The organism is Agrobacterium sp. SORGH_AS 787, assembly GCF_030819035.1.
Classification (GTDB): domain Bacteria; phylum Pseudomonadota; class Alphaproteobacteria; order Rhizobiales; family Rhizobiaceae; genus Agrobacterium; species Agrobacterium larrymoorei_B.
On the sequence record NZ_JAUTBG010000001.1, the window covers coordinates 1,341,284 to 1,366,256 of the forward strand.

At 59.1% G+C, this 24,973-nt stretch carries 22 protein-coding genes; 12 read left to right on the forward strand and 10 right to left on the reverse strand.

What is annotated here, in order from left to right; genetic code table 11:
• Window positions 1-47: 47 nt before the first annotated feature.
• Together QE435_RS05880 and ppx are read left to right on the forward strand one after the other, a co-directional pair.
• Window positions 48-2,252, forward strand: coding sequence for an RNA degradosome polyphosphate kinase (locus QE435_RS05880; RefSeq protein ID WP_306928694.1), 2,205 nt, complete (start codon window positions 48-50; stop codon window positions 2,250-2,252).
• Window positions 2,249-3,772 carry an exopolyphosphatase gene (gene ppx / locus QE435_RS05885; protein ID WP_349040596.1) on the forward strand — a complete coding sequence of 508 codons (1,524 nt, stop codon included), beginning with the start codon at window positions 2,249-2,251 and terminating at the stop codon, window positions 3,770-3,772. The genes QE435_RS05880 and ppx overlap by 4 nt, the downstream gene beginning before the upstream one ends.
• Window positions 3,773-3,909: 137 nt before the next feature.
• Here ppx and QE435_RS05890 read toward each other — a convergent pair whose 3' ends face one another.
• The 3 genes from QE435_RS05890 to rnd all read right to left on the reverse strand — a co-directional run bounded on the left by QE435_RS05890 (window position 3,910) and on the right by rnd (window position 7,736).
• The gene (locus QE435_RS05890) at window positions 3,910-5,271 is read right to left on the reverse strand and encodes an esterase-like activity of phytase family protein (RefSeq protein ID WP_349040597.1); all 1,362 of its coding nucleotides are present in this window, start codon (window positions 5,269-5,271) and stop codon (window positions 3,910-3,912) included.
• Between the two features lie 100 nt (window positions 5,272-5,371).
• A complete protein-coding gene (locus QE435_RS05895; RefSeq protein ID WP_306930183.1) occupies window positions 5,372-6,394 on the reverse strand; it encodes an adenylate/guanylate cyclase domain-containing protein in 1,023 nt (340 codons plus the stop codon).
• A gap of 175 nt (window positions 6,395-6,569) precedes the next feature.
• Entirely contained in the window at window positions 6,570-7,736 is a 1,167-nt protein-coding gene (rnd, locus tag QE435_RS05900; RefSeq protein ID WP_306928690.1) for a ribonuclease D, read from the reverse strand.
• Between the two features lie 285 nt (window positions 7,737-8,021).
• Between rnd and aspS the strand changes: the two genes are divergently transcribed.
• A complete protein-coding gene (gene aspS, locus QE435_RS05905; protein ID WP_306928689.1) occupies window positions 8,022-9,809 on the forward strand; it encodes an aspartate--tRNA ligase in 1,788 nt (595 codons plus the stop codon).
• Between the two features lie 3 nt (window positions 9,810-9,812).
• Window positions 9,813-10,274, forward strand: a complete 462-nt coding sequence (locus QE435_RS05910) for an FUSC family protein (RefSeq protein WP_349040598.1) — start codon at window positions 9,813-9,815, stop codon at window positions 10,272-10,274.
• A gap of 224 nt (window positions 10,275-10,498) precedes the next feature.
• Here QE435_RS05910 and QE435_RS05915 read toward each other — a convergent pair whose 3' ends face one another.
• A complete protein-coding gene (locus QE435_RS05915; protein ID WP_306928687.1) occupies window positions 10,499-11,134 on the reverse strand; it encodes a queuosine precursor transporter in 636 nt (211 codons plus the stop codon).
• A gap of 192 nt (window positions 11,135-11,326) precedes the next feature.
• Window positions 11,327-11,617 (reverse strand): 50S ribosomal protein L28, encoded by a 291-nt coding sequence (rpmB, locus tag QE435_RS05920; RefSeq protein ID WP_062427600.1) that lies wholly within the window; start codon window positions 11,615-11,617, stop codon window positions 11,327-11,329.
• Between the two features lie 252 nt (window positions 11,618-11,869).
• Between rpmB and QE435_RS05925 the strand changes: the two genes are divergently transcribed.
• Window positions 11,870-12,643 (forward strand): DUF3108 domain-containing protein, encoded by a 774-nt coding sequence (locus QE435_RS05925; RefSeq protein ID WP_306928686.1) that lies wholly within the window; start codon window positions 11,870-11,872, stop codon window positions 12,641-12,643.
• Window positions 12,644-12,667: 24 nt separating this feature from the next.
• On the opposite strand, the gene QE435_RS05930 is transcribed toward QE435_RS05925, so the two are convergent.
• Both QE435_RS05930 and gloB read right to left on the reverse strand, forming a co-directional pair.
• Window positions 12,668-13,099, reverse strand: coding sequence for a cupin domain-containing protein (locus QE435_RS05930; RefSeq protein WP_349040599.1), 432 nt, complete (start codon window positions 13,097-13,099; stop codon window positions 12,668-12,670).
• A complete protein-coding gene (gene gloB / locus QE435_RS05935; RefSeq protein WP_349040600.1) occupies window positions 13,099-13,869 on the reverse strand; it encodes a hydroxyacylglutathione hydrolase in 771 nt (256 codons plus the stop codon). Before gloB ends, QE435_RS05930 begins: the two co-directional genes overlap by 1 nt.
• 102 nt (window positions 13,870-13,971) lie before the next feature.
• Between gloB and QE435_RS05940 the strand changes: the two genes are divergently transcribed.
• The 6 genes from QE435_RS05940 (at window position 13,972) to QE435_RS05965 (ending at window position 18,705) form a co-directional block, all read left to right on the forward strand.
• Window positions 13,972-14,745 (forward strand): methyltransferase domain-containing protein, encoded by a 774-nt coding sequence (locus QE435_RS05940; RefSeq protein ID WP_309770013.1) that lies wholly within the window; start codon window positions 13,972-13,974, stop codon window positions 14,743-14,745.
• 83 nt (window positions 14,746-14,828) lie between these two features.
• Window positions 14,829-15,935, forward strand: coding sequence for a histidinol-phosphate transaminase (hisC, locus tag QE435_RS05945; protein ID WP_306928683.1), 1,107 nt, complete (start codon window positions 14,829-14,831; stop codon window positions 15,933-15,935).
• Window positions 15,935-16,864 carry a prephenate/arogenate dehydrogenase family protein gene (locus tag QE435_RS05950; protein WP_306928682.1) on the forward strand — a complete coding sequence of 310 codons (930 nt, stop codon included), beginning with the start codon at window positions 15,935-15,937 and terminating at the stop codon, window positions 16,862-16,864. The genes hisC and QE435_RS05950 overlap by 1 nt, the downstream gene beginning before the upstream one ends.
• Window positions 16,865-16,980: 116 nt before the next feature.
• Complete coding sequence (locus QE435_RS05955; RefSeq protein WP_349040601.1) at window positions 16,981-17,577, forward strand: hypothetical protein; 597 nt, start codon at window positions 16,981-16,983, stop codon at window positions 17,575-17,577.
• A complete protein-coding gene (locus QE435_RS05960; protein WP_349040602.1) occupies window positions 17,574-18,137 on the forward strand; it encodes a hypothetical protein in 564 nt (187 codons plus the stop codon). The genes QE435_RS05955 and QE435_RS05960 overlap by 4 nt, the downstream gene beginning before the upstream one ends.
• On the forward strand, window positions 18,124-18,705 hold the full coding sequence (locus tag QE435_RS05965) for a hypothetical protein (RefSeq protein ID WP_349040603.1): 582 nt from the start codon (window positions 18,124-18,126) through the stop codon (window positions 18,703-18,705). Before QE435_RS05960 ends, QE435_RS05965 begins: the two co-directional genes overlap by 14 nt.
• Window positions 18,706-18,760: 55 nt before the next feature.
• On the opposite strand, the gene QE435_RS05970 is transcribed toward QE435_RS05965, so the two are convergent.
• Both QE435_RS05970 and QE435_RS05975 read right to left on the reverse strand, forming a co-directional pair.
• The gene (locus tag QE435_RS05970) at window positions 18,761-20,065 is read right to left on the reverse strand and encodes a hypothetical protein (RefSeq protein WP_349040604.1); all 1,305 of its coding nucleotides are present in this window, start codon (window positions 20,063-20,065) and stop codon (window positions 18,761-18,763) included.
• An 85-nt stretch (window positions 20,066-20,150) separates the two neighbouring features.
• Window positions 20,151-21,152, reverse strand: coding sequence for a DUF2125 domain-containing protein (locus QE435_RS05975; protein WP_349040605.1), 1,002 nt, complete (start codon window positions 21,150-21,152; stop codon window positions 20,151-20,153).
• 48 nt (window positions 21,153-21,200) lie between these two features.
• On the opposite strand from QE435_RS05975, the gene QE435_RS05980 reads away from it, so the two are divergent.
• Entirely contained in the window at window positions 21,201-21,734 is a 534-nt protein-coding gene (locus QE435_RS05980; RefSeq protein WP_111847397.1) for a gamma-glutamylcyclotransferase, read from the forward strand.
• Between the two features lie 80 nt (window positions 21,735-21,814).
• Here the strand turns inward: QE435_RS05980 and QE435_RS05985 are convergent, their stop codons facing one another.
• Complete coding sequence (locus QE435_RS05985) at window positions 21,815-24,970, reverse strand: efflux RND transporter permease subunit (RefSeq protein ID WP_349040606.1); 3,156 nt, start codon at window positions 24,968-24,970, stop codon at window positions 21,815-21,817.
• Window positions 24,971-24,973 lie beyond the last annotated feature (3 nt).

Here is a 24,973-nt window from a genome sequence, read left to right on the forward strand (position 1 = left end):
GTCAAACTGTTATACGGCCATGGAAACTGAAAAGGGGCGGGTGATTTATGGATTCGGTTGTGCAGGAAGAATTGGAGGGCGGTCAATCGGCACAGGCAGCGGAGGTTGAAAATCTCTGGGATAGCCCTACTCGATTTGTGAACCGCGAATTCTCCTGGCTCCAATTCAACCGCCGCGTTCTCGAAGAGACGCTGAACCCCGCGCATCCGCTTCTGGAAAGACTGCGATTCCTTTCCATTTCCGCCGCCAACCTCGATGAATTCTTCATGGTGCGCGTTGCCGGTCTCGAAGGTCAGGTGCGCCAGTCGGTGACGATGAAGACCCCGGATGGCAAAACGCCCGCGGAGCAGCTTGAAGACATCCTGAAGGAAATCGACAACCTCCAGATGGAGCAACAGGCGTCGCTTGCGGTGCTGCAGCAATATCTGGCCAAGGAAGATATCTACATCGTTCGTCCGGGCGCGCTTACGGACGAAGACCGCACCTGGCTCGAGAACGAGTTCGAGGAACGGATTTTCCCTGTTCTGACGCCGCTCTCCATCGATCCGGCGCATCCGTTCCCCTTCATTCCCAATCTCGGCTTCTCGATGGGGCTGCAGTTGGACAGCGTCAATGGCCGTGAGCCGATGACGGCGCTGCTGCGCCTTCCCACCGCGCTAGACCGCTTCATCCGCCTGCCCGACGATAAGACCGCCATCCGTTACATCACGCTGGAAGATACGGTCGGCCTCTTCATCCACAGGCTCTACCCCGGATATACCGTCAGGGGCTTCGGCACCTTCCGTATCATCCGCGACAGCGATATCGAGCTGGAAGAAGAGGCGGAGGATCTGGTGCGCTACTTTGAAAGCGCCCTGAAACGCCGTCGTCGTGGCTCCGTGATCCGCATCGAAACCGACAGCGAAATGCCGCATTCCTTGCGTCAGTTCGTGGTCCACGAATTGGACGTGCCGGAAAATCGTGTGGCGGTTCTGCCCGGTCTTCTGGCGCTGAATACCATCTCGGAACTCGCCAAGGCGCCGAGAGAGGACCTCAAATTCGAGGCCTATAATGCCCGCTTCCCGGAGCGTGTTCGCGAACATATGGGCGATTGCCTTGCCGCCATTCGCGAAAAGGACATGGTGGTTCACCACCCTTACGAAAGCTTCGATGTCGTTGTGCAGTTCCTGTTGCAGGCCGCACGCGATCCGGACGTTCTGGCAATCAAGCAGACGCTTTACCGCACCTCCAATGACAGCCCGATCGTTCGCGCGCTGATCGATGCCGCCGAACTTGGAAAGTCGGTGACGGCACTGGTCGAGCTCAAGGCTCGCTTCGACGAAGAAGCCAACATCCGCTGGGCGCGCGATCTGGAGCGTGCTGGCGTGCAGGTCGTTTTCGGCTTCATCGAACTCAAGACCCACGCGAAGATGTCGATGGTCGTGCGTCGTGAAGACGGAAAGCTGCGGACCTACTGCCATCTCGGTACCGGCAACTATCATCCGGTGACCGCCAAGATCTATACCGACCTGTCCTTCTTCACCTGCAATCCGAAGATTGCGCATGATATGGCGAACATCTTCAACTTCATCACCGGCTATGGCGAGCCGGAAGAAGGCATGAAGCTGGCGGTCTCCCCCTATACGTTGCGTCCGCGTATCCTCAAGCACATCAATGATGAAATCGAGCATGCCAAGAATGGCGCGCCCGCTGCCATCTGGATGAAGATGAATTCTCTGGTCGATCCGGAAATCATCGACGCGCTCTATCGCGCCAGTGCCGCAGGCGTGGAGATCGATCTGGTGGTGCGCGGCATCTGCTGCCTTCGCCCGCAGGTGCCGGGCCTGTCGGACAATATCCGCGTCAAATCCATCGTCGGCCGCTTTCTGGAGCATAGCCGCATCTTTTGTTTCGGCAATGGTCACGGCCTCCCATCGGATAAGGCGCTGGTCTATATCGGCTCTGCCGACATGATGCCGCGAAACCTCGATCGACGCGTCGAGACCCTCGTGCCGCTCGTCAATCCGACTGTGCATGAGCAGGTTCTTTCGCAGATCATGCTCGGCAATCTCATTGACAACCAGCAAAGCTACGAGATACTTCCCGACGGAACGTCCAGGCGTATCGAGGTGCGCAAGGGCGAGGAACCGTTCAACGCGCAGCACTATTTCATGACCAATCCCAGCCTGTCCGGACGTGGTGAAGCTTTGAAGTCCAGTGCGCCAAAACTGATTGCCGGGTTGATTTCATCCCGCAAGAAACAGGCTGAATGACACGATCAGAAGCACAGGGGCGGCTCGTCGGCCATGCCCCCGTTTCCGTCATCGACATCGGTTCGAACTCAGTTCGCCTTGTCGTTTATGAAGGTCTTTCGCGCGCGCCCGTGGTGCTGTTCAACGAAAAGGTTCTGTGCGGTCTGGGCAAAGGCCTGGCCTTGACCGGACGGATGGATGAGGAAGGCGTTCGCCGTGCGCTGATGACGCTTCGTCGTTTTCGCGCCCTCTCCGACCAGGCACAGGCCACCCAGGTGCATGTGTTGGCCACCGCGGCTGCGCGAGAAGCGGAAAACGGACCGGATTTCATTCGCGATGCCGAGGCGATTCTTGGTTGCGAAATCGAGGTTCTCTCGGGCGAGCGCGAGGCGCTTTACTCGGCTTATGGTGTCATCAGCGGCTTTCACGATCCCGACGGCATCGCGGGCGATCTGGGCGGCGGGTCTCTCGAACTGATCGACATCAAGGGCAACGCCTGCGGCAAAGGGATCACGCTTCCGCTCGGCGGCTTGAGGCTCTCCGAACAGGCGGGTGGCTCTCTTGAAAAGGCGACGGCTTTTGCCAAAAAGCATGTCAAGAAAAGCGCAGCACTTTTGGCGGCGGGGGAAGGCCGGACCTTCTACGCCGTCGGCGGCACATGGCGCAACATCGCCAAGCTCCACATGGAAATTACCCATTATCCTCTGCATATGATGCAGGGCTATGAACTTCCTCTCCAAGAGATGCTGAGCTTCCTGAACGAGGTCATCGCCTCCAAGGACAGCAAGGATCCCGCCTGGCAGGCCGTTTCCAAGAACCGCCGGTCGCTTCTGCCCTTCGGCGCCATTGCCATGCGCGAAGTGCTCGAAGTCATGAAGCCAGCAAAGATTGCTTTTTCGGCTCAGGGCGTGCGTGAAGGTTATCTCTACTCGCTGCTGTCCGAGACAGACAAAACCGCGGATCCGCTGCTGGTGGCCGCCGACGAACTGGCGGTTCTGCGTGCTCGTTCTCCCGAGCATGCGCGCGAGCTGGCGGACTGGACCGGCAGAACCGTCCCGGTATTCGGCATTGATGAAACGGAAGAAGAGGGTCGATACCGGCAGGCTGCCTGTCTTCTGGCGGATATCAGCTGGCGCGCCCACCCGGATTATCGCGGGCTCCAGGCGCTGAACGTCATTGCGCACTCGTCCTTCGTATCCATTACCCATCCGGGCCGCGCCTTTATCGCGCTTGCCAATTATTATCGCTTCGAAGGCCTGAACGATAACGGTACGACGCAGTCGCTTGCCGAGATGGCTGGCCCCCGCCTGCTTGAACTTGCCAAGCTGCTGGGTGGATTGCTGCGCGTCGTCTACCTCTTCTCGGCCTCCATGCCGGGCGTGGTGGATCATCTGCGGTTCCGCAAGTCTGACAACCCTGATCTCGATCTGGAATTCGTCGTGCCGCATGACTATTGCGATTTCGCTGGCGAGCGTCTGGATGGACGCCTGCAGCAATTGGCGAAGCTGACGGGCAAGCGTCTGGCATTCGTTTTCGAATAACCCGCGACGACTCATTACCGATCGTAAGGGTCGCTGAAGAGGGAGCGCCGCCGAGATGGCGACGCTCTATCTCCTTTAAGTCTACGCATCGTGCTTTCCGAAAAGCGGGTCCGATTTTCGGGCCGATGCTGTAGGGCTCACTTTGCGTCGAGCAGGTCTTTCACGTCGAGGATGACGAACTCGTTGTCGTCTGCCTTGTCCAGCGCACGACCGGCCGAGAAAGGCAGGTTGTTGTCGTTACCGACGATGATGTGGCTTGCGTCGACGCGGTCGACGTTTTCGATCGTGACGAACGGCATGGTGTAGATGCCGTTTTCAGAGCCCTGGCGGGCCTTCTTGTCGGGATCGGCGATTTTCATCAGGTCGATATAGCCGATCTTGCGGGCAGCCTTGCCGGCATTTGCGTCGTTGAACTCGATCTTGTAGATGCGCTTCACCTTGGCAGGCGTTGCAAAGCAGTTGGCCTCCGGCTTCTTCGGGTCGGCGCAGGCCTTGTCGGCCGTACCGGCGCCATTGTCGCGTTCGATCACCAGCGCAGTGCTGTCATCCAGCATGTTGAAGTCGCCGATCGCCTCTCCGCCTTCGGCCAGAGGATAGAGCCAGGTGCGACCGGTCCATGCCTTGGAGGCAACATCGAGTTCGATAATGCGCAGGCCTGTTGCCCCGTCTTCCGTCTTTTCGACCTGACCGTCGGCGTTGTAAAGCGGGCCTTCCAGTAGTCCGTAGAGCTTCGTGCCATCCTTGGAGAGCGCCATGCCCTCAAAGCCACCGGAGCGCTTCAGATTGAAGGCGGGCAGTTTCTGGGTCGGGTTTCCGGGAAGCGTGAGCGTTGGGTTGTCGGGAGACTTGACCTCGATGTCGCCTGCTTTGGTGGCAATCACATCCGTCAGCTTGCCGTCGCGGGTGAACTTCAGAATGTAGGGACCGAATTCTTCGCCGACCCAAAAGCCATCTGCGACCGGCTGGATGGATTCCACATCGAAGTCTGCGCCGGTGAGGTAACGCTTGTCCGAGCCTTCCATGACGATCGGGAAAGGCGCCTTCTTGTCGGGATCGGACAGGAAGACGGTTTCAAGCGCGTTGACCTTGCCGGCGTCCCAGTCGAACGTCAGATGGTGCAGCATCAACATGGCGTCGCTGGAATTCAGCTTCGTGCCGAAGCCATTGTCGGACAGGCTCCAGAAGGTGCCGTCTTCCATGGCCTTGATGCCGGAAAAGCCCTGCATCGCCTGACCATCGAACGGCATGGAGAGGCCGGTCGGACGAACGCCATCCTTGCCGGGCACCGTGCCGATGCCTTCGGCACGCTTGCGGTCTGCTGTGGTAAACTTGCCCGCGGTTTTCAAAAAGTCCGGTGCATCCGCTGGTGCGGGGATGATGCTGTTGGCGGGTAGAATGGCCTGAGAGACGAGTTTTGCCGGGAACTCCTTCTCTGCGGCGAACGTCTGGAGGTTGCCGAGCGTCAGAAAAACTACGGAGGAAAGGAGGATCTTTTTCATAAAACATACCTATCGGTTGCATGAGAACGCAATGGACCGATAGGCAGCGTTTGTGACAGGCGCACTAAGGCGTGTTGAAGCTTTGATGACGGCTTTCTTTTTACAATGCCGGCTGGCGGCTGAGTGCGCACACACCGAGTGTCTGTCCTCGACCCTTGACGGCATGTTCGCCGAGATACTGGCTCTTGATGCCCTTGGGCAGCAGAAGCTGGTGAGCGAGATCAGACGAGATCAGGATCGGGTGGCCAAGCATCTTGCTAAGTGATTCCAGCCGCGCGGTCGTGTTCACGGTGTCGCCAAAGTACGTGATCTTGTGGTGGTCCACACCGATTTCTGCCGTAATCACCGGCCCGCCGTGAATGGCGAAGCGGAGTTTTGGTACGGTGCCGAAATTTGCGATCCAGGTCGCGCGCGTGCTTTCGATTTGCGACAGGATGTCGAACACGCAGTTGATGCAGGCGGCGCGCCGGATTGCGAGATGATAGGGCCAGGTGATGATCGCTGCATCGCCGATATAGTCGTCGATGATTCCACCGTGTTTTCTGACGGGAGCTGCATAGGCGGAAAAAAGCTCTCCGAGGAATTCCTGGGCTTTGAGATCGCCGTGGGTTTCGGCAAAGGATGTGGAACCGACCAGATCGATAAAGAGAAAGACGCGCTCTTCGCTAACTGGCCTGCGATAGCGTCCCAGGATAAGATCGATGAAGATATCGCGCCCCAGAAGCTCGCGCACACGCATGATGAAGACAATTATGGCGCACACACCCAGCGTAAACACCATCGTCTGCATTTCCGCATGCACCGCGCGCGCCCAGCTGGTGGGAAGGACGCCGGTAGCCCACAGAATGGTGCCGCCCAGACCGAAGCCGCAAAAGACGAGGATGACGTAAACCACCATGCCGACCACAATATAGGCGGGCGTTGGCAGCATGCTGATCTTCTTGGACAGGCCGGGCAGAATATGGCCACGCTCGAAGGCAAGAATCGGCGCGCAGGCAAACAGGGCGTAGGTTGCCCCGATGAAGGCGCCACCGCCATATTCGAGGAATGCATAGACAACGCCGCTGCCGGCAACCGCCAGAAACAGCACGACATAGTCCAGCATCGCCAGAATTTTTCTCATCATCTGCCCTTAAATGAGGGGTGGGGTGCCACTTCCCCCCAAGTGAGCAGGTCGATTCTTCCCGATGCGGGATAATAATGCGGATCATGTCCCGTCAAAAGGGATGTTTAAGCAATCTCTCAGGAAGAGGCGCGGTTGTGGCAGTTTTGCACGAGGCCTACTTTTCACCGATGACTTATGCTGTGGCCTGATCTTTCGGCATCTCGACGGCCTCGACCTTCTTGCCAGCAAAGCGAAGGGCGACTTCTCCGCGGATGAGCTTGAGGGCAGGCTCACCGAAGAGTTCACGCCGCCAGCCGGAGAGTGCCTGAACCTCTGCCTTTTCGCCTTCAGAGGCGATCTTGTCGAGATCGTCGCTATTGGCGATAACCTTGGCGGCCACGCCGTGCTTATCCGCTGTCAGCTTTAAAAGCACCTTCAACAGCTCGACGGCGGCACCAGATCCTTCCGGCGAGTGGCTGTGGCGCGGCGCCTGCGGCATGTCCGCCTTGGGAAGGGCGAGCGCTGCATTGACCGTTTCGATGATTGCGGTGCCGGAAGTGGAGCGCTCCCAGCCCTTTGGAACGGTGCGCAGGCGCGACAGGGCTTCAGCGTCCTTCGGTTGCTGCTGAGCGATCTCGAAAATCGCGTCGTCCTTCAGCACGCGCGAACGCGGAACGTTGCGCGAGCGCGCCTCACGTTCTCTCCAGGCGGCGACAAATTTCAGGATGGCAAGCTCGGTCGGCTTGCGGAGACGCGACTTCAGCCGCAGCCACGCATCGTCGGGATGCATGTCATAGGTCTCGCGCGCTTCAAGGATATCCATTTCTTCCTTGAGCCAGGACGAACGGCCTTCACGCTCAAGCTGCGCCTTCAGCGCCAGATAGACATCGCGCAGATGGGTCACGTCTGCCAAGGCATAATCCAGCTGCTTTTCCGAGAGTGGACGGCGGCTCCAATCGGTAAAGCGGGACGACTTGTCGATCTGGACGTTCTTGGTCTTCTGCACCAGCTGATCGTAGGAAATCGAATCGCCGAAGCCGCAGACCATGGCCGCGACCTGCGTATCGAAGATCGGATGCGGGATAAGACCGCCCAGATGATAGATGATCTCGATATCCTGACGGGCAGCATGGAAGACCTTCACGACATTCGAGTCGGCCATCAGTTCGAAGAGCGGCGTCAGATCGATACCCTTTGCCATCGGGTCCACCAGCACTTCAAGCGTGGGACTCGCCATCTGGACGAGACAGAGCTGCGGCCAGAAGGTCGTTTCGCGGAGAAACTCGGTGTCGATGGTGACGAATTCCGATTTCGCCAGCTCCTTGCAAGCTTCGGCGAGTGCTGCTGTCGTTTCAATCATTACGTTCGGCCAGTCCTGGAAAACACTCCGTCTTACTTTCCCTTTGGGGGCCGCATGTCAATATGAGAGGTGGCTTTACTTCACGCTTTGCCCTGCCAATCGGCGATCTTCTCCTGTATTTTGTTCTTATCCGGCTCTCTTTGGCGGTTCGCAGGACATCTTCCACGGGCAGGAAAGCCTCGCGGGTGGCGCTTTTCCTTGACAAATCAGTTCAGCCATGCGCTTTTCCGCCAAATTTCGAAAGTCGGCCCCAGAGGCCATGACACGCTTCTTCAGGATACCATCATGCATCGCTACCGCAGCCACACCTGTGCCGCTCTTCGCAAGTCTCATGTCGGCGAGACCGTTCGTCTTTCCGGTTGGGTGCATCGCGTTCGAGACCATGGCGGCGTTCTCTTCATAGACCTTCGCGATCATTATGGAATTACCCAGGTGGTTGCCGATCCGGACAGCCCGGCTTTCAAGGCGGCTGAAACGGTCCGCGGCGAGTGGGTGATCCGCATCGACGGAAAGGTCAAGGCGCGTTCGGAAGAGACCGTCAACAAGGCCATGGCGACGGGCGAAATCGAACTCTACGCACAAGAGATCGAAGTGCTGGGCGTTGCCAAGGAATTGCCGTTGCCAGTCTTTGGCGAGCCGGACTATCCGGAAGACGTTCGCCTGAAATATCGCTTCCTCGACCTTCGCCGCGAGACGCTGCACAAGAACATCGTCAAGCGCACACAGATCATCTCCGCAATGCGCAACGGCATGGCCGAGGCTGGCTTTGCCGAATATACGACGCCGATCCTGACGGCCTCCTCGCCGGAGGGCGCACGCGACTTCCTCGTGCCGAGCCGTATTCATGAGGGCAAGTTCTTCGCCCTGCCGCAGGCGCCGCAGCAGTACAAGCAGCTTCTGATGGTTGCCGGTTTCGACCGCTATTTCCAGATCGCACCGTGCTTCCGGGATGAAGACCCACGTGCTGACCGACTTCCAGGCGAATTCTACCAGCTCGACGTGGAAATGAGCTTCGTGACGCAGGAAGACGTCTGGTCAACCATGGAGCCGATGATGACGTCGGTTCTGGAGCAGTTTGCCGAAGGCAAGCCGGTCACGAAAGAATGGCCGCGCATTCCCTACGACGAAGCGATCCGCAAATATGGTTCCGACAAGCCGGATCTGCGCAACCCGATCGTCATGCAGGCTGTGACCGAGCATTTCGCCGGTTCCGGCTTCAAGGTCTTCGCCAACATGATCGCGTCGAACCCGAAGGTCGAAGTCTGGGCCATTCCGGCCAAGACCGGCGGCAGCCGCGCCTTCTGCGACCGCATGAATGCCTGGGCGCAGGGCCAGGGCCAGCCGGGTCTCGGCTACATCTTCTGGAAGGAAGAAGACGGCAAGATCGCAGGCTCCGGTCCGCTCGCCAAGAACATCGGTGAGGAGCGCACCGAGGCGCTGCGCACGCAGCTTGGCCTGGAAGCCGGTGATGCCTGCTTCTTCGTGGCTGGCGATCCCGCCAAGTTCTACAAGTTTGCCGGTGAGGCCCGCACCCGCGCTGGCGAGGAGCTGAACCTCGTCGATCGCGATCGTTTCGAGCTTTGCTGGATCGTCGATTTCCCCTTCTTCGAATACAATGAAGAAGACAAGAAGATCGACTTTGCCCACAATCCCTTCTCCATGCCGCAGGGCGGTATGGAAGCGCTGGAGAACCAGGACCCGCTGTCGATCAAGGCCTACCAGTATGATGCCGTCTGCAACGGCTTCGAGATTGCTTCGGGCTCCATCCGTAACCAGTCGCCGGAGCTGATGGTCAAGGCGTTCGAAATGGTCGGTCTCTCGCAGAGCGACGTGGAAGAGCGTTTCGGTGGTCTCTACCGCGCCTTCCAGTACGGCGCTCCTCCACATGGCGGTTGCGCTTTCGGTATCGACCGTGTGGTCATGCTGCTTGTCGGTGCGAAGAACCTGCGCGAAATCACGCTGTTCCCGATGAACCAGCAGGCACAGGATCTTCTGATGAACGCGCCGTCGCCAGCAACGCCGACACAGCTTCGCGAACTGGGTCTGCGCGTCGTTCCATCCAAGAAGGATTGATCGATGCTCAGGCAGATCGCCGAGCGTCTTCAATCAGCTTTCACCCGTGCACTTGCGGCAGCCTTGGCTGCCGCTTTTGCGTTCTGGGCCGCCCGACATCTGCTCGGTCATCAGCAGCCTGTCTTTGCTGCGATCGCCGCACTGATCTGTCTGGCGCCGGGCATACCAAGTCAGATCCGACAAGGAATGGGTCTGATCGTCGGCGTGACTGTCGGCATTGTAGTGGGCGAGTTTGCGCTCGTCATTCCGCCGGAGCTTGCAGAGCTCAGAATGGCATCTGCCACTTTCATCGCCATGATGGTTGCCGTTTCGTTCGGAATGCCGCCGGTCGTGCCCATCCAGGCAGGAGCATCTGCCATGCTCGTGCTGTTGATGGGACCGCAAGTCGCAGGCCTTGCGCGCTTTTCTCGACGTGCTGGTCGGTGCTTCCACAGGCCTCATCGTTGCATTTGTGTTCTTCCGTGAACGTCTGAAGTTTTAGGGCCTAAAAGCGTGTCGCGATCTTTCGGATTCGCTCATACGCTTTAGGTCTTTGTTATCGCGTGTCGTTATCGCAAAACCGCGGCACACTATTGCGCGCCATGCTTTAGCTGGCGCTGCTGCCTGCGCACGACAAAAAGCAGCGGAGGCGATCAAGCTCCGCTGCTTCATTCATTTCGGACCCTCGGACGTTATCGAGCCAAGCTGGCTTAGACGGAGCGTGCCGGCGGCATGGGCTTCAGCGTGTTCATCAGAGCGCCGTAAGGCAGCAGGAGAACGAGACCCACCAGAACCTTGACGGACAGGTCGCCGAGCGCCCAGGAGATCCAACGTGGGGCCTCAAGCGATAGGATACCAAGGACCGGCGCATTCTCGATGGCGAAGGCATCGTTCGGGCCAATGAAGGCGAAGCTTGCGGCAAAGGCGATCGAGAAAAACAGGACTGTATCAAGCACCGAGCCGAACATGGAGCCAGCCAGTGGTGCGCGCCACCAGCTTTGGCGACGCAGGCGATTGAACACCGAAATATCCAGCAGCTGGCCAACGAGATAAGCTGTCCCGGAAGCAATTGCGATGCGTGGCAGCGAGGTCCAGAAGGACAGCGTGACGCCGACGATGAAGCCCGCCAGCACGACGCGACGTGCAATGGAGGGGCCGAACTGCCGGTTGGTCAGATCCGTCACGAGAAAGGCGACAGGATAGGTGAAGGCACCCCAGGTCAGCAGATCGCCGAGATTGATCCCGAGCAAAGTACCGGATAGCGGATATTGAACGAGAATATTCGATGCGACCACCACGAGGGTCATCAGCAGCACGTAGATAAGCGTTTGGCGCAGGTAAGGCATTTTTTTATTCTGGGTGATGCCACCAGTTGGAGAAAACATATGCACGCAGCAGTCGTCTCAGACGATCATGCAGCCTTGCGTGAAGAGGGGAACGCTGATTGCCGAGGCGTAAAGCCAACCCCAAAATAGTCAAAAGGCTTGAGCGGCAAAGCCATTCAAGCCTTTTGAAAAGGATAGACGTTTGAGCTGCGATTAAGCGGCTTCAGCGGTCTTCTTTGCGATCTGGCGACGCAGCAGGCGGGCGCGCATCGAGAGATCGTTTTCGTCAGACTTCAGAAGGAAGGCATCGAGGCCGCCACGATGTTCAACGGAGCGAAGGGCCGCTGCGGAAACGCGCAGACGGAAACGCTGGCCGAGAGAATCGGAAATCAGAGTTACCTGGCAAAGGTTCGGGAGGAACCGGCGCTTGGTTCTGTTGTTGGCGTGGCTGACGTTGTTGCCCGTCTGGACGCCCTTGCCGGTCAATTCGCATACACGGGACATGGGTACACCTATTCGTTGTCACTGTATGGCTATCAGTCTGCTCTCCGGCAAAATCCGGTTTGCAATCCAACAGCCGATGATTGGAAAGTTGCGGTTCTATAGTCAGAGCCGTCCGTGCAGTCAAGCCGCTCGCGCCCTTTTGTACGCGATTTCACCGGTTTTGCTGTGGCTTCCGCTTTTTTATTGCCACAAGTGGGCGTATATGATCGCCGGAAACACGCGGCTTTCGGTGCCCGTCGAGGTGATATCTCCATGATCGTCAATGCACAAAGACTTTTTGCCGCTACAGCCCTGGTACTTTGCGGTCTCACGCCTTCCTTCGCTGCCGAATCGCGCCATGACAGCGAATATTCCATCGCGCTTGGGGTTTTGCCGATCGCACGCGCCAACTTCTCGACAAAGATGAATGGCTCGACCTATTCGATTTCCGGCTCTTTCAGTTCGGCAGGCATCGCCAGCGTGCTGAAGGACATTTCCGGCAAGACGACAGTGTCTGGCGCCAAGCGCGGCAATCGCATGCAGGCGAACGAGTATTCGCTGGTCTACAAGGATGGCAAGCGCACCCGCACCTATGACGTGCAGTATCGCAACGGCAACGTCACCTCCACCACCATCAACCCGGCGCCGGAATCCCGGCCAGACAATTGGGTGGATGTGAAGGATCGCGATCTTCGCTCCGTGCTCGACCCGATCTCCGGCCTGATCTTTCCGGTCGGTGGCCGCATCTGCCCGAGCCGCCTGCCGATCTATGACGGCGAGTCGCGTCTCGATCTGGTGCTGAGTTCCAGCGGAACGAAACCCTTCAAAACCAACGGCTTTTCAGGTGACGCGGTTGTCTGCAACATGCGTTATGTGCCGAAATCCGGCTTCCGCAAGGGTCGCAAGGATATCGAATATCTGAAGTCGATCTCCATGGAAGTGTGGTTCGCCAAGGCAAGCACCATGGATGTCTACGCACCGGTCTATGCGCGCATCCCGACAAGGGTCGGCCAGGTCTACATCACCGCCACGAAATATGGCGGCTGATCGCGTTCCAGCAGCAGCGGCTCTTTAACCCGGCTCCCAGCCGGGTTCGGCCATGACGAAACTGTCGAAAACGAAGCCTGGGGCAACGGTACAGCCGACCAGCGTGAAGTCGCCAAGACTTTCCGCCGCCTGCCAGCAATTGGAGGGGACGATTGCCTGCGGCTGCTCACCATCCAGGATCGCTGGGCCGAGGCGTACAGTCGTGATACTCTTGCCGTCCTCGGACATATGGAGCGATAGCGGCGCGCCGGCGTAGTAATGCCAGATTTCGACGGCGTCGATCACCTTGTGCCAGTGCGAGCGCTGGCCCTTTTCGAGCAGATAGTAGATCGCCGTCGAGTAGCCGCGCTCTTCGCCATTCGGATCGCGAAAGGTCTGGCGATAGAAGCCGCCTTCGGGATGCGGCTCGAGATTGAGGGCGGCGATGATGGCGGCAGCGGACTGTTCTGCTCCCATCAGAAATTATCCTTGCGCGCTCTGATCTCAGCAAACACGTCCTCATCTGTCGCGCCTTCAAGGCCAAGATGGGCGCGGATGCCGGTGTCCGCCACGCGCATATAGGGATTGGTTTGCTTCTCGAGCGCGATCGTCGTGGGAATGGTGAAGCGGTTCTCATTGCGTAGCGCCTCGACGTCACTCAGGCGGCGCTTCAATGCCTCATTCTGTGGATCGACGGTGACGGCGAAGCGGGCGTTGGAGAGCGTATACTCATGGCCGAAATAGACTTGCGTCTCGTCCGGCAGTGCCATCAGCTTCTGGAAAGAGCGCCACATATCGGCCGCTGGGCGCTCGAACAGGCGACCGCAGCCCATGGCAAACAGCGTGTCTGCGGCAAACAGCAAGCCGTCTTCGGGAAGATAATAGCAGATATGTCCCGCCGTATGCCCGGGCGTTGCAATGACCTGTACACGGCGACCGGCAATCGCGAACTCGTCGCCATCGGCGGTGGTCTTGTCGAGACCGGGAATGGCGACCGCCTCATCATGGGGTCCACGGATTTCGCAGTGGAAACGCTCCTTCAGTGCGAGATTGGCTTCCACATGATCCTGATGGTGGTGGGTGGTGAAGATGTGGGTCAACTGCCAGCCGCGGCGATTGAGGGCTGCGAGGATCGGCGCTTCTTCCGGCGCATCGATGGAGATTGTCGTGCCGCTTTCGCTGTCATGCAGCAGCACGCCGAAATTGTCGCTTCGGCATGGAAAGACTTCGATATCCAGCGGCTTCATGGTTCGCTCCCTATCTCGCATTTAAACCTGTCTCTCCTATTTAGGCGACGCGCGCTTGAAGTCCAAGCTTGAAGTCCTTTCGCGAGCCGCTACATTCCAGCCATGAACACCGATATCGTCGATCTGCGCGAATTTTATCATTCCCCACTTGGCCGTTCCGCCGAACAGGCGATCACCATGGCGCTGTCGACGCTCTGGCCATCGATGCCGGATGAGCGTCTTGTCGGTCTCGGCTATGCCGTGCCGTTTCTCGATCGGTTTCGCCACGATACGGAGCGCACCTTTGCCTTCATGCCCGCAGGGCAGGGTGCGGTGAACTGGCCGGCAGGCGAGCTCTCCTCCACGGCGCTGGTCTTTGATGAGGAGTTGCCGTTGCCCGATTCCTCGATTGATCGCGTGTTGATGATCCACTCGCTGGAATTCGTCGAAAATCCGCGTGAGGCGCTGAAGGAACTCTGGCGGGTGCTGGCGCCCGGCGGGCGTCTCGTCATCGTGGTGCCGAACCGGCGCGGCGTCTGGGCGCGCATGGAGCACACGCCTTTCGGCTCCGGCCGACCCTATTCCCGCAGCCAGTTGACGGCACTTCTGCGCGAAACGAATTTCACGCCCGGGGCCTCTTCCGAAGCGCTGTTCTTCCCGCCATCCAAGGTCCGGTCTGTTTTGAAGTTCCGTCGCTATATTGAGACGATGGGGCGGAGAATCTGGCCGGTCTTTTCTGGCGTCATCATCGTTGAGGCGCAAAAGCGTCTCTATCAGGGGCTGCCGGTGACGCAGCGTGCGTCCCGTCGCGTTTTCGTGCCGGTGCTGGCGCCGCAGGGTGTGCCCAGCACCCGGACGAGATTGACGCAAAACAGGGAACAGCAAAAGACGCTCTGATACTCGACAAAGGGCTGCTTCCAGTCTAATGCCTTCGGCATTGTCAGGCCGGATTTCCCGGCGCTTTTCCGAAGGTCGATGAAATGAGTGCAGAGCTTAACCAACCTGTTCCGCGTCCGGGTATCCTGGATATCGCCGCCTATGTTCCGGGCAAGGAGCATGTGGATGGCGTAGCGAAGGTCTATAAGCTCTCCTCCAACGAAACACCGCTTGGCGCGAGCCCCAAGGCGATAGAAGCCTTCAAGGCGGCGGCGTCCAATCTTGAAATCTATCCGGACGGTCAGGCAGTGGCGCTGCGTCAGGCGATTGCCGATGTCCACGGCCTGAACCCGGCCAATATCATCTGCGGCAATGGTTCGGATGAATTGCTCGGCCTGCTCTGCCACGTCTATCTCGGTGCGGGCGACGAGGCGATCATCACCGAACACGGCTTTCTCGTCTACAAGATCCAGATCATGGGCGCAGGCGCCACGCCGGTCACCGTCAAGGAAACCGATTGCACGGTCAATGTCGACGCGATCATCGACGCGGTTACGCCGAGGACGAAGATGGTGTTCATCGCCAATCCGGGCAATCCGACAGGCACCTATGTTCCTGTTTCGGAAATCCGTCGTCTCCAGGCGACGCTGCCGAAGAATGTCATTCTGGTTCTCGACGCGGCTTACGCCGAATATGTGCGCAAGAATGATTATGAAGCGGGTCTTGAGCTCGTTTCCGGCAACGGCAACGTGGTCATGACCCGCACCTTCTCCAAGGTCTACGGTCTGGCAGCGCTGCGCGTCGGCTGGATGTATGCACCGGCTGCCATCATCGATGCGCTGAACCGCGTGCGTGGCCCCTTCAACATGAATGCGCCTGCCATTGCCGCAGGTGCTGCCGCCATTCGCGATCAGGCCTTCATGCAGCAGGCCGTAGCGCATAACCTTCTGTGGCTCGACAGATTGACTTCGGTCTTCACAGAGCTTGGCCTGAAGGTCACGCCCTCCGTCACCAACTTCGTTCTCATTCATTTCCCCGATGAGGATGGCAAGCGTGCTGCCGATGCCGACGAGTTCTTGAGCCGCCGTGGCTATATCCTGCGTGCGGTCCGCGGTTACGGCTTTGCCAATGCGCTTCGCATGACGGTGGGCTCGGAAGAGGCCAATCTCGGCGTCATCGCCGCGCTCAAAGAGTTTATGGGTCAGGCGTGATGGCAGACATTCTGTTCGAACGCATCGCGCTGATCGGCATCGGCCTGATCGGCTCGTCCATTGCTCGTGATATCAAAGAACGCGGCCTCGCACGCGAGGTGGTCGTCTCGACGCGAAGCGAAGAGACGCTGAAGCGCGCCGAGGAGTTGGAACTGGGGACATCCTACACTACCTCGGTGGCTGATGCCGTGAGGGAGGCCGACCTCGTCATCGTCTCGGTTCCCGTCGGCGCATCCGAAGATGTGGCAAAGCAGATCGCGCCACATCTGAAGGCGGGCGCGATCGTGACCGATGTCGGCTCCACAAAGGCATCCGTCATCGCGCAGATGGCGCCGCATATGCCGGAGCATGTGCATTTCATTCCAGGACACCCGCTTGCGGGTACGGAAAAATCCGGCCCGGACGCCGGCTTTGCCGGTCTCTTTCGCGATCGCTGGTGCATCTTCACGCCGCTGCCCGGCACGGATGCTGCGGCTCTCGATCGTCTGAAAGGCTTCTGGCTGGCGCTTGGTTCGCGCGTTGACGAGATGGACCCGGAGCATCACGACAAGGTGCTGGCGATCGTCTCGCATCTTCCGCACATCATCGCCTATAATATCGTCGGCACCGCGGACGATCTTTCGACGGTCACCGAGTCGGAAGTGATCAAATACTCCGCCTCGGGCTTTCGTGATTTCACCCGACTGGCGGCATCCGATCCCACCATGTGGCGCGATATCTGCCTGCACAACAAGGATGCGATCCTCGAAATGCTGGCGCGGTTTTCGGAAGACCTGGCCTATCTGCAGCGCGCGATCCGCTGGGGCGAGGGCGACAAGCTGTTCGAGCTATTTTCTCGCACCCGCGATATTCGTCGCTCTATCGTTCAGGCGGGCCAGGATGTCGATGCGCCGGACTTCGGCCGCCATTCGCTGGACCAGAAGAAATAGGGTCGGGATTTCGCCGTCATTCTTGAGCCGGAATTGCAAGGGAAACATGGGTTGCCGCTGTCTTCCGCGGTATTCTTTGGAGTGGACATTGTAAGGGCGGATATCGCTGATCGGCAATGGTGGCGAACATTGAAAAACAGTCCCGAAGAGGGCGGCTCAAAAAACTGATTGCAGGGGCGGGCGGTCTTGCTGCCGCCGGTCTGTCGCTCGGCTATTCCATGTATGAGCGACGCGAGAGCGAGATTGTTCCGGTCGTGGAGGCTGCAAAGTCCGTCGATGCCGGGCGTTGGCAGGTAGAGCTGGCTTCTGCCAGCGTTATCTCTCTCATGCCGAACGGGCTGAAAGTGACACCAGGCAAACAAGCGGTGGCCGTCACAATGCGCCTCGAAAACAGGTCCGCGGAAAGCTCCAATATCTACGGCGATGTGGTCAGGATCGACAACATAAAGGACGCTCCGCGACCGACATTCTATCTCGACCGGGATCGTGATCTGCTCGGCGACTTGCAGCCGATGATGCCGGAGACAGTCACGGCTGTGTGGGAACTTCAGGACGATGCCCCGGTGCCGTCTTCGCTGGATGTCTCGGTGCAGGGTGAGGTTTTTCGTCCGCGGGACAATCTCTATGCCGCTCCGGGCTGGTTTGCGAAGGGCGCGATCGCGAAAGTCATTCTGCCGCTGTCTGGTCAGGGCAGCACCGAGGGGGCGCCGTGATCCGGACAGCCTTTTACTCCGCTCTCGCAATGCTCTCGGTCCTCGCCCTGATGGCGCTCAAGGAAACGACGCCGTCCTACGCTATGCTGACCGGCCCGATTATCACGCGTGGACATGCGGGCGAAACGGTCTCTGGGCGTGCGTTCAGCGCCAAGCTCTCACAGGTTCGCAAAGCCAAGGTCCTCTCCTATGACAGCTTCGGGCGGAAGGTAGAGCGCGATACATCCGGCGTCTGGGTTGTCGTCACGGTGGAAGCTGCCGCATCGACTGAGACATTGCCGATACAGGCGGCCACAATCATTGGCGCATCCGGTCGTTCCTACAGACAATCGACACGGGTTGACGGCGTGCCGGGTGCCCTATCCACCAAGACCATTCAACCCGGTCTGCCGACGTCCGGCATTTTCGTTTTCGAATTGCCCGAGGCTGAGACCTCGCGGATGGCGCTGATCCTTGCCCGACACTATTCCCCGCAACTCAGCGATCAGCTCGACATCTCGATCGACGCAGGCAAGGCTATCTCTCAATCGACATTGAAGATCGGCAATGATGGGCGCTGATCGGGAACGCACATTGTGGTGGATTTCGTTTATCAGCCTGCCTGCCCTTGTGGTGCTGGCCTTCTCCCTGAATGCCTGGCGCAGCGTTCAGGAATATCAACGCCGTACCGAAATCGAGATCGTCGGAAATGCCCGCGACCGCATGTATGCGGGTGCGCTATGGCAGGTTGAGGCGGCCCGCTTGCTGGGTGATGGCACGGACACGCCACTTCGCCTTCCCGGCGAGCGGCGGCTGGTCATTCTTCGGCTGAGCGCAACGGCAGTGAAAGACATCCGTGAAGATTGGTCGCAGTGCCAGATCAGTCTGGTCGACGGTCAAGGCCGCCGGTGGCTGCCTCTGGATGTGACCTTGGCGAACAATGTCAGTCGCGAACTTGATCCTAAGGCGACACCGATCAATGGCTGCGGTATTGCCTCGCTGACGCCGCCTTCAAAAGGCGAAAACACCTTGATCGAGGAGAAATTCCTTGTGCCGGCGCCTGTCGCAGGTCAACTTTCGGCACGGATCAGTTTCTCGCCGTCGCGCCCCGCCGCACTTTCCATTCCGCTTCATCTCGGTTCGCAATAGAGCGCCGTGCTGCCCTTCGGGCCGACGCTGTAGCAATAACCGGAAGAAAACCGGTTCACGCGTCGAGCGCTCGCGCCCGCCATTCGCGTCCACGAGCAAAGCCAATTTCGAGTGTGGCGGCCAGCAGGCAGATTTTCAACGGTGAGACCAGCAGTCCCTCGCCGGGGTCGCTGGGCGTGCCGAAGAGCAAGGAGATGCCCTGTGCGATGACTTGCCAAAGCGCAATGTCCTGCGGGCCGATCCAGCGTGAGATCCCAAACCACGCCCACGCCGAACCGAAGTCCAGCAGGCGGTAGGAAAGGATGGCGCAGAGGGTCAAGGCGAATCCGGAGCTGAGCGCGAGCCCCACGCCTTCTGCCAGGGTTCGGTAACGCTTCAACGTTCCCGCGATAAAGTGAGAGACGAAGTCCTGCAGAAATTTCGGAAGTGCCTGCCATTTGGAGACAGCGGCCGAAAGACCGCGGCTTGGCAGAGGATGTTCGCCATTGATATCGTAGCCATAGATCAGCGCAGCAAGCGTCAGCCAGACAGCGGGATAGAGCGCATAGAAGAAAACGGATTGCAATCTCTGGCTCAAGGAGGGGTCGGAAAATTCAGTGGGTGCAGGGAGATCCTGCGCGATGGCACCGGGCACCGGGTCTAGTTCCGCAAAGAGATGGCCGATCATGTCCGGCAGATGCGTGAACCAGTTGCGGATCTCGTCCTGCCAGCTGGAAATGACGAAGATACCGATGAATGCCCAGTTCGCTTCGCAGATGACGATGACGATCGGCCATAAAGGAGACTTCGACCGCTTGCTCATGAACTTGGCAAAGCGCCGGATGGTCCAGGCAATGGCAACGGAGACGATAAGCCGGGCACCGCCCGTGACTTCCAGCAGCTTTGCGGTTTCGCCGGAAAGCAGAAGGTCCAAGGACAGCCGCGCATAATCCCGTAGCGTGTCGGCAAGAAAGCCCCAGGCCGCATAGAAGGCGAAGAAGGGAACGAGCGTCACCGCAAGGGCGGTGATGAAGTTCGCCTGTTTCGGGACGTTCGGCTCTATCTCTGCCCGACCGTTCTGCACGGAGGCGGCATGGAGCGCCGGAAGACCGCGGCGGACGGTCTCAAACAGCGCGACGATGATAATTAACTTCAAAAGAACGACGAGCGATAGCAGAGACAGACCCGCCAGCGCGTTCCATCGGCCAATGAGTGCGGCCAGATCGGTGAGCGCGAGGCTTCCGGAAAAGCCGATCAACCATAGTGCCATGAGTTGCGGCCAGAAGCGCGCGAAGAGCACAAGCGTCAGATGCAGCGCAGCCACGCAGTCCCGCAGCGAGTTGGCTTGAGATTGGCTAGCGGACTCCAGAGATTGCTGCATCTGCCTATCATTGTGTGGTTCAAAAGCAGGAAGGACATCCACCGGCGCCCGTCAATCGGGTAGCCGGTCGCGATCAGTTCCGTCCTCAGATCGGCGGAATTTTGCCGAGGGGTATGAAGCCGCTGACGGTAGCGCGGCCGCGGTCGACCACGAGATCGACGGATGTGCGGTCGCCGCCGCCTGCGAGCGCACCGAGAAGCTTGCGGGCGGTGTCGATGGTGGATTGAAGCTGCGGGAAGGCCTGCTTGGCATTATCCGCCCAATCGCCCAGCTTTTCGATCTCCAGCTTGAACTTGCCCGACAGATAGCCCTGATCGTCGAAAGCAAACGGGCCGCTGATGCGCATGATGCGACCATCGCCAATATCGAGCATCACCCGGCGCAATTCGCCGCTTGCACCGTAAAGCCCTGTCGTATCGCTGCCGTCGATCATGCCGGCCTTACCCGCCAGCGTCACGTCGGCGATGGCGTTGAGGCGCGGCAGAATCTGTGGCCAGCCCTGAACGACTGTCGCGGCATCGTTGAGTGTTACCGCGCCGTCGAGATCGGCACCATTCTGACGCAGATGGACCTCTGTCTTGGCGGCGTCGAAATCGATGGTCTGGTTGGTGACGGAGGAGACGGCTTGCGCCTTCAGCCCGTCGATGACGAGCGACGTACGGTCGATACCTTTAAGCTTGGTGACAAGGCTGGACTTAAGATCGGCCCATTGCGCCGAGACGGTCAGCCCATGAGAGGTGCGAATTTCAGCCGGCGAATCCAGCTCCCAGACGATATGACCGGGAGCGTAAACCTGTGCTGCCGAGCGCAGGGCGCCGAAGGATGTCGTCACGCCGGTTTTGGTGTCTTCGACATTCACCTTGGAGCAGAAGAGGCCGATGCGGAAGGGGTAGCCGCGAAACGCCATATCGGTGCATTCGCCCTGCACACTGGACGTGCCGCCCGGGGCGATGGCCTTGATCACCGTTTCTTCCAGTCGCTTGGCGGCATAAAACCAGCCAGCCGTATAGATGGCGATGACAAGCACGATGCCGAGCCCGAGAAAAAGGAATTTTCTGCCTGTACGGGATTGGCTTGACGTTGCCATGATGATCTCCAATGCTGCGCGGCGTATGATAGTGATTTGGCGTGCGATATGGACGATTTTTGGGTCTTTGGCTACGGTTCGCTAATGTGGAACCCTGGCTTCCCTTTTGAGGAGCGCCAGCGAGCGCGTTTATTCGGCTATAGGCGAGCGCTTTGCATCCGCTCCAACCACTACCGGGGGACGGAGGAAAGGCCGGGGCTGGTGCTGGGTCTCGAGCGCGGCGGCTCCTGCCTTGGCGTTGCTTTCCGGGTCAAGGCGTCGGGCCGCAAGCCAGTGCTCGATTATCTGCGGGAGCGGGAACTGGTGACGAATGTCTACAAGGAACGCCAGATCATGGTGAGCCTTGAAGACGGTCGGCGGCTGAACGCGCTGACCTATGTGGCCGATCCTTGCCACCCGCAATATGTCGGTGGTCTGGAGGTGGATGATGCCGCCTCGATCATCCGGAATGCGGAGGGCAGCTCCGGCCCCAACGCCGATTACGTCTTCAACACGGTAGAGCACCTGAAGGCCATCGGCATTCGCGATGCACTTCTGGAAAAGATCGCGGCTCATGTCGGGGATGGGGCAGACGCGACGTAGTTCCAATCGAGATTTGTACGGTCGGACAAATGAAAACGCCGCGGATGTTTCGATCCGCGGCGTTTGTGTTTCAATCTTCGTCAGGACGAATGAGCTTCGGACGCCGGTGGCGGTGCCTCCCGGTGTTCCTCATGCTCCGTGATTGGCCGCTTGGTGCGCATCAGCGTCAGGACGAAGACGAAGAAGGCGGGCACGAAGAAGACGGCCAGGATGGTGGCCGAGATCATGCCGCCGAGAACGCCGGTACCGATCGCGTTCTGGCTTGCCGCGCTGGGACCGGTTGCGATCGCCAATGGGACGACACCGAGCGTGAAGGCAAGCGAGGTCATGATGATCGGGCGGAAGCGAACGCGTGCGGCTTGCACCGCCGAATCCAGCAAGGATCTGCCTTCGGCATAATAATCCTTGGCGAATTCGACGATCAGGATCGCGTTCTTGGCCGAGAGGCCGATAATGGCGATCAACCCCACCTTGAAGTAGATGTCGTTCGGCATGTCCCGGACCATGACGGCCAGCACCGAGCCGATGATGCCCAGCGGCACGACGAGCATGACCGCAAGCGGAATGGACCAGCTTTCGTAAAGACCTGCGAGAAGCAGGAAGACGAAGAGAATGCTAAGACCGAAAAGGAACGGTGCCTGTGAGCCAGACTTGATTTCCTCAAGCGCCTGCCCGGTCCATTCATAACCGATACCGGCAGGGAGCTCAGATGCGAGACGCTCCATCTCGGTGATCGCCGCGCCCGTGGAGTTGCCGGGAGCAGGTGCGCCGGCGATACGAATCGTCGGATAGCCGTTATAGCCAACCACCTGCGGGGACCCCTTCTGCCACTGCGCAATGGCAAAGGAGCTCAAAGGTACCATGCCGCCGCTGGAGTTGCGGACATTGAGCTTCAGCAGGTCCTCCACCTGAAGACGGTCGCGATCCTGTGCCTGCACGATGACGCGCTGCATCCGGCCAGCATTCGGGAAGTCGTTGATATAGGACGATCCGAGATTGGCGGTGATGGTGTTGTTGATATCTGCGAAGGTCACGCCAAAGGTGTTGGCCTTTTCACGGTCGATGACCAGCAGCACCTGGGCCGCGTCCGGCAGACCTTCGATACGCATGCCGGTCAGGATCGGGCTTTGGCTCGCCTTTTGCATCAGTTCTGCGGCGGCGGCGGAAAGGGCCGCTTGGCCGATGCCGTTACGATCCTGCAGACGGAAGGAGAAGCCCCCGGAGGTGCCGAAGCCTTCGATGGGTGGAGGCGAAAGCGCGAATGTCGTGGCGTCTTTCAGGCCGAAGAGCTTCATATTGGCGCGGTTGGCGATATCCTGCGCGGAATTCCCGGCGCCGCGTTCGCTCCAGTCCTTCAGCGTCACAAAGGCTAGTGCGGCATTAGCGCCGTTACCGGAGAAGCTGAAGCCCTGGATCGCGACGATGTCCTTCACGGCAGGATCTGCCTTGAAGATCGTCTCTATCTGCTTGATGGAGGCAAGCGTGCGGTTGGCACTGGCCTCTGGTGGGCCTTGGATGTCGACGATCAGGAATCCCTGGTCTTCATTCGGCACGAAGGCGCTTGGCAGGTTGATGAAGAGGTAGCCGAGACCCGCGACCAGCGCCAGATAGATCACCATCATCCGGCCTGCTCGCTTGGCGGTGCCGGTTGCGGTTTTGGTGTAGCCGTTTGTCAGGCTGTCGAACTTGCGGTTGAACCAGCCGCCTATGCCACGCTTCTCATGATGACCCTTGGGGATCGGCTTCAAGAAAGTCGCGCACAGCGCTGGCGTCAACGACAGCGCCAGGAAGGCCGAGAACAGGATCGATACCACCATGGTCAAGCTGAACTGGCGGTAGATGATGCCGGTCGATCCGGGGAAGAAGGCCATCGGAATGAACACGCAGGAGAGAACCAGCGTAATGCCGAGGATGGCGCCGGTGATTTGCCGCATCGCCTTTTGCGTGGCGGCCTTGGGAGAAAGACCTTCTTCGGCCATGATGCGCTCGACGTTCTCAACCACAACGATGGCGTCGTCGACCAGAATGCCGATGGCAAGCACCATGGCAAACATCGTCAGCACGTTGATCGAGAAGCCTGTCGCATACATGACAGCGCAGGTGCCGAGCAGCGCCACCGGTACGACGAGTGTCGGAATGACCGTGTAGCGGAAATTCTGCAGGAAGACGAACATCACCACGAAGACGAGGATGATCGCTTCCACCAGCGTGTGCATCACCTTCTCGATCGAGGCGGAGACGAAGGGGCTCGTATCGTAGGGAACGCTGTAGGCGACGCCCGATGGGAAGAAGCGCGACAATTCCTCAAGCTTTGCCGTCACCGCTTTCGAGGTGGCGACCGCGTTGCCGGTGGAGGAAAGCTGGATACCGACGGCAGCACTCGGCTGGCCATTCAGGCGGCTTGAGAAGTTGTAGGTCTCTGCACCGAGTTCGATGCGGGCCACGTCCTTCAGGCGAACGGAGCTGCCGTCCGGATTGGCGCGCAGAACGATGTTGCCGAACTCTTTCGTATCGGTGAGCTGGCCTTTGACCAGAACAGTGGCAGTCAAATCCTGCGAGACCGGGTTGGGGGCAGCACCGATCTGGCCGGCAGCCACCTGCGCATTCTGGGAGGTAATGGCGCTGTTGATATCGGCAGCTGTCAGATTGAGGCCGACGAGCTTGTCGGCATCGATCCAGACACGCATGGCGCGCTGGGCGGAGAAGAGCTGGGCGCGGCCGACGCCTTCGATACGGCGCAATTCGCCGAGAACGTTTCGGTTGAGATAGTCGCCAAGTGCCACCTCGTCCATCGTTCCATCGGTGGAGGTCAGCGTAATGAACATCAGGAAGCCGGAGGAGGCTTCTTCGACGGTCACGCCCTGCGAGGCGACGGCAGAGGGAAGACGCGCTTCCACGCGGCGGATGGCGTTTTGCACATCCACCGACGCCTGGTTGATGTTGGTGCCGGCCTGGAAGGTGGCGTTGATCGAAACCTGACCTGCCGTATCCGAGGTGGATTCAAAATACATCAGGCCTTCGACGCCGTTCAACTCGTCTTCGATGAGACGGGTCACGCCCTGGTAGATTTCCTGCGGCGAGGCGCCCGGATAGCTGGTAGAAATCGTCAATTGCGGCGGCGCCACCTTCGGATACTGCGCGATCGGCAGGAAGGGGATGGCGATGATGCCGGCAATCGAGATGAACAGCGCGAAGACCCAGGCAAGGATCGGCCGTCTTATGAATAGCTGTGCCATGAC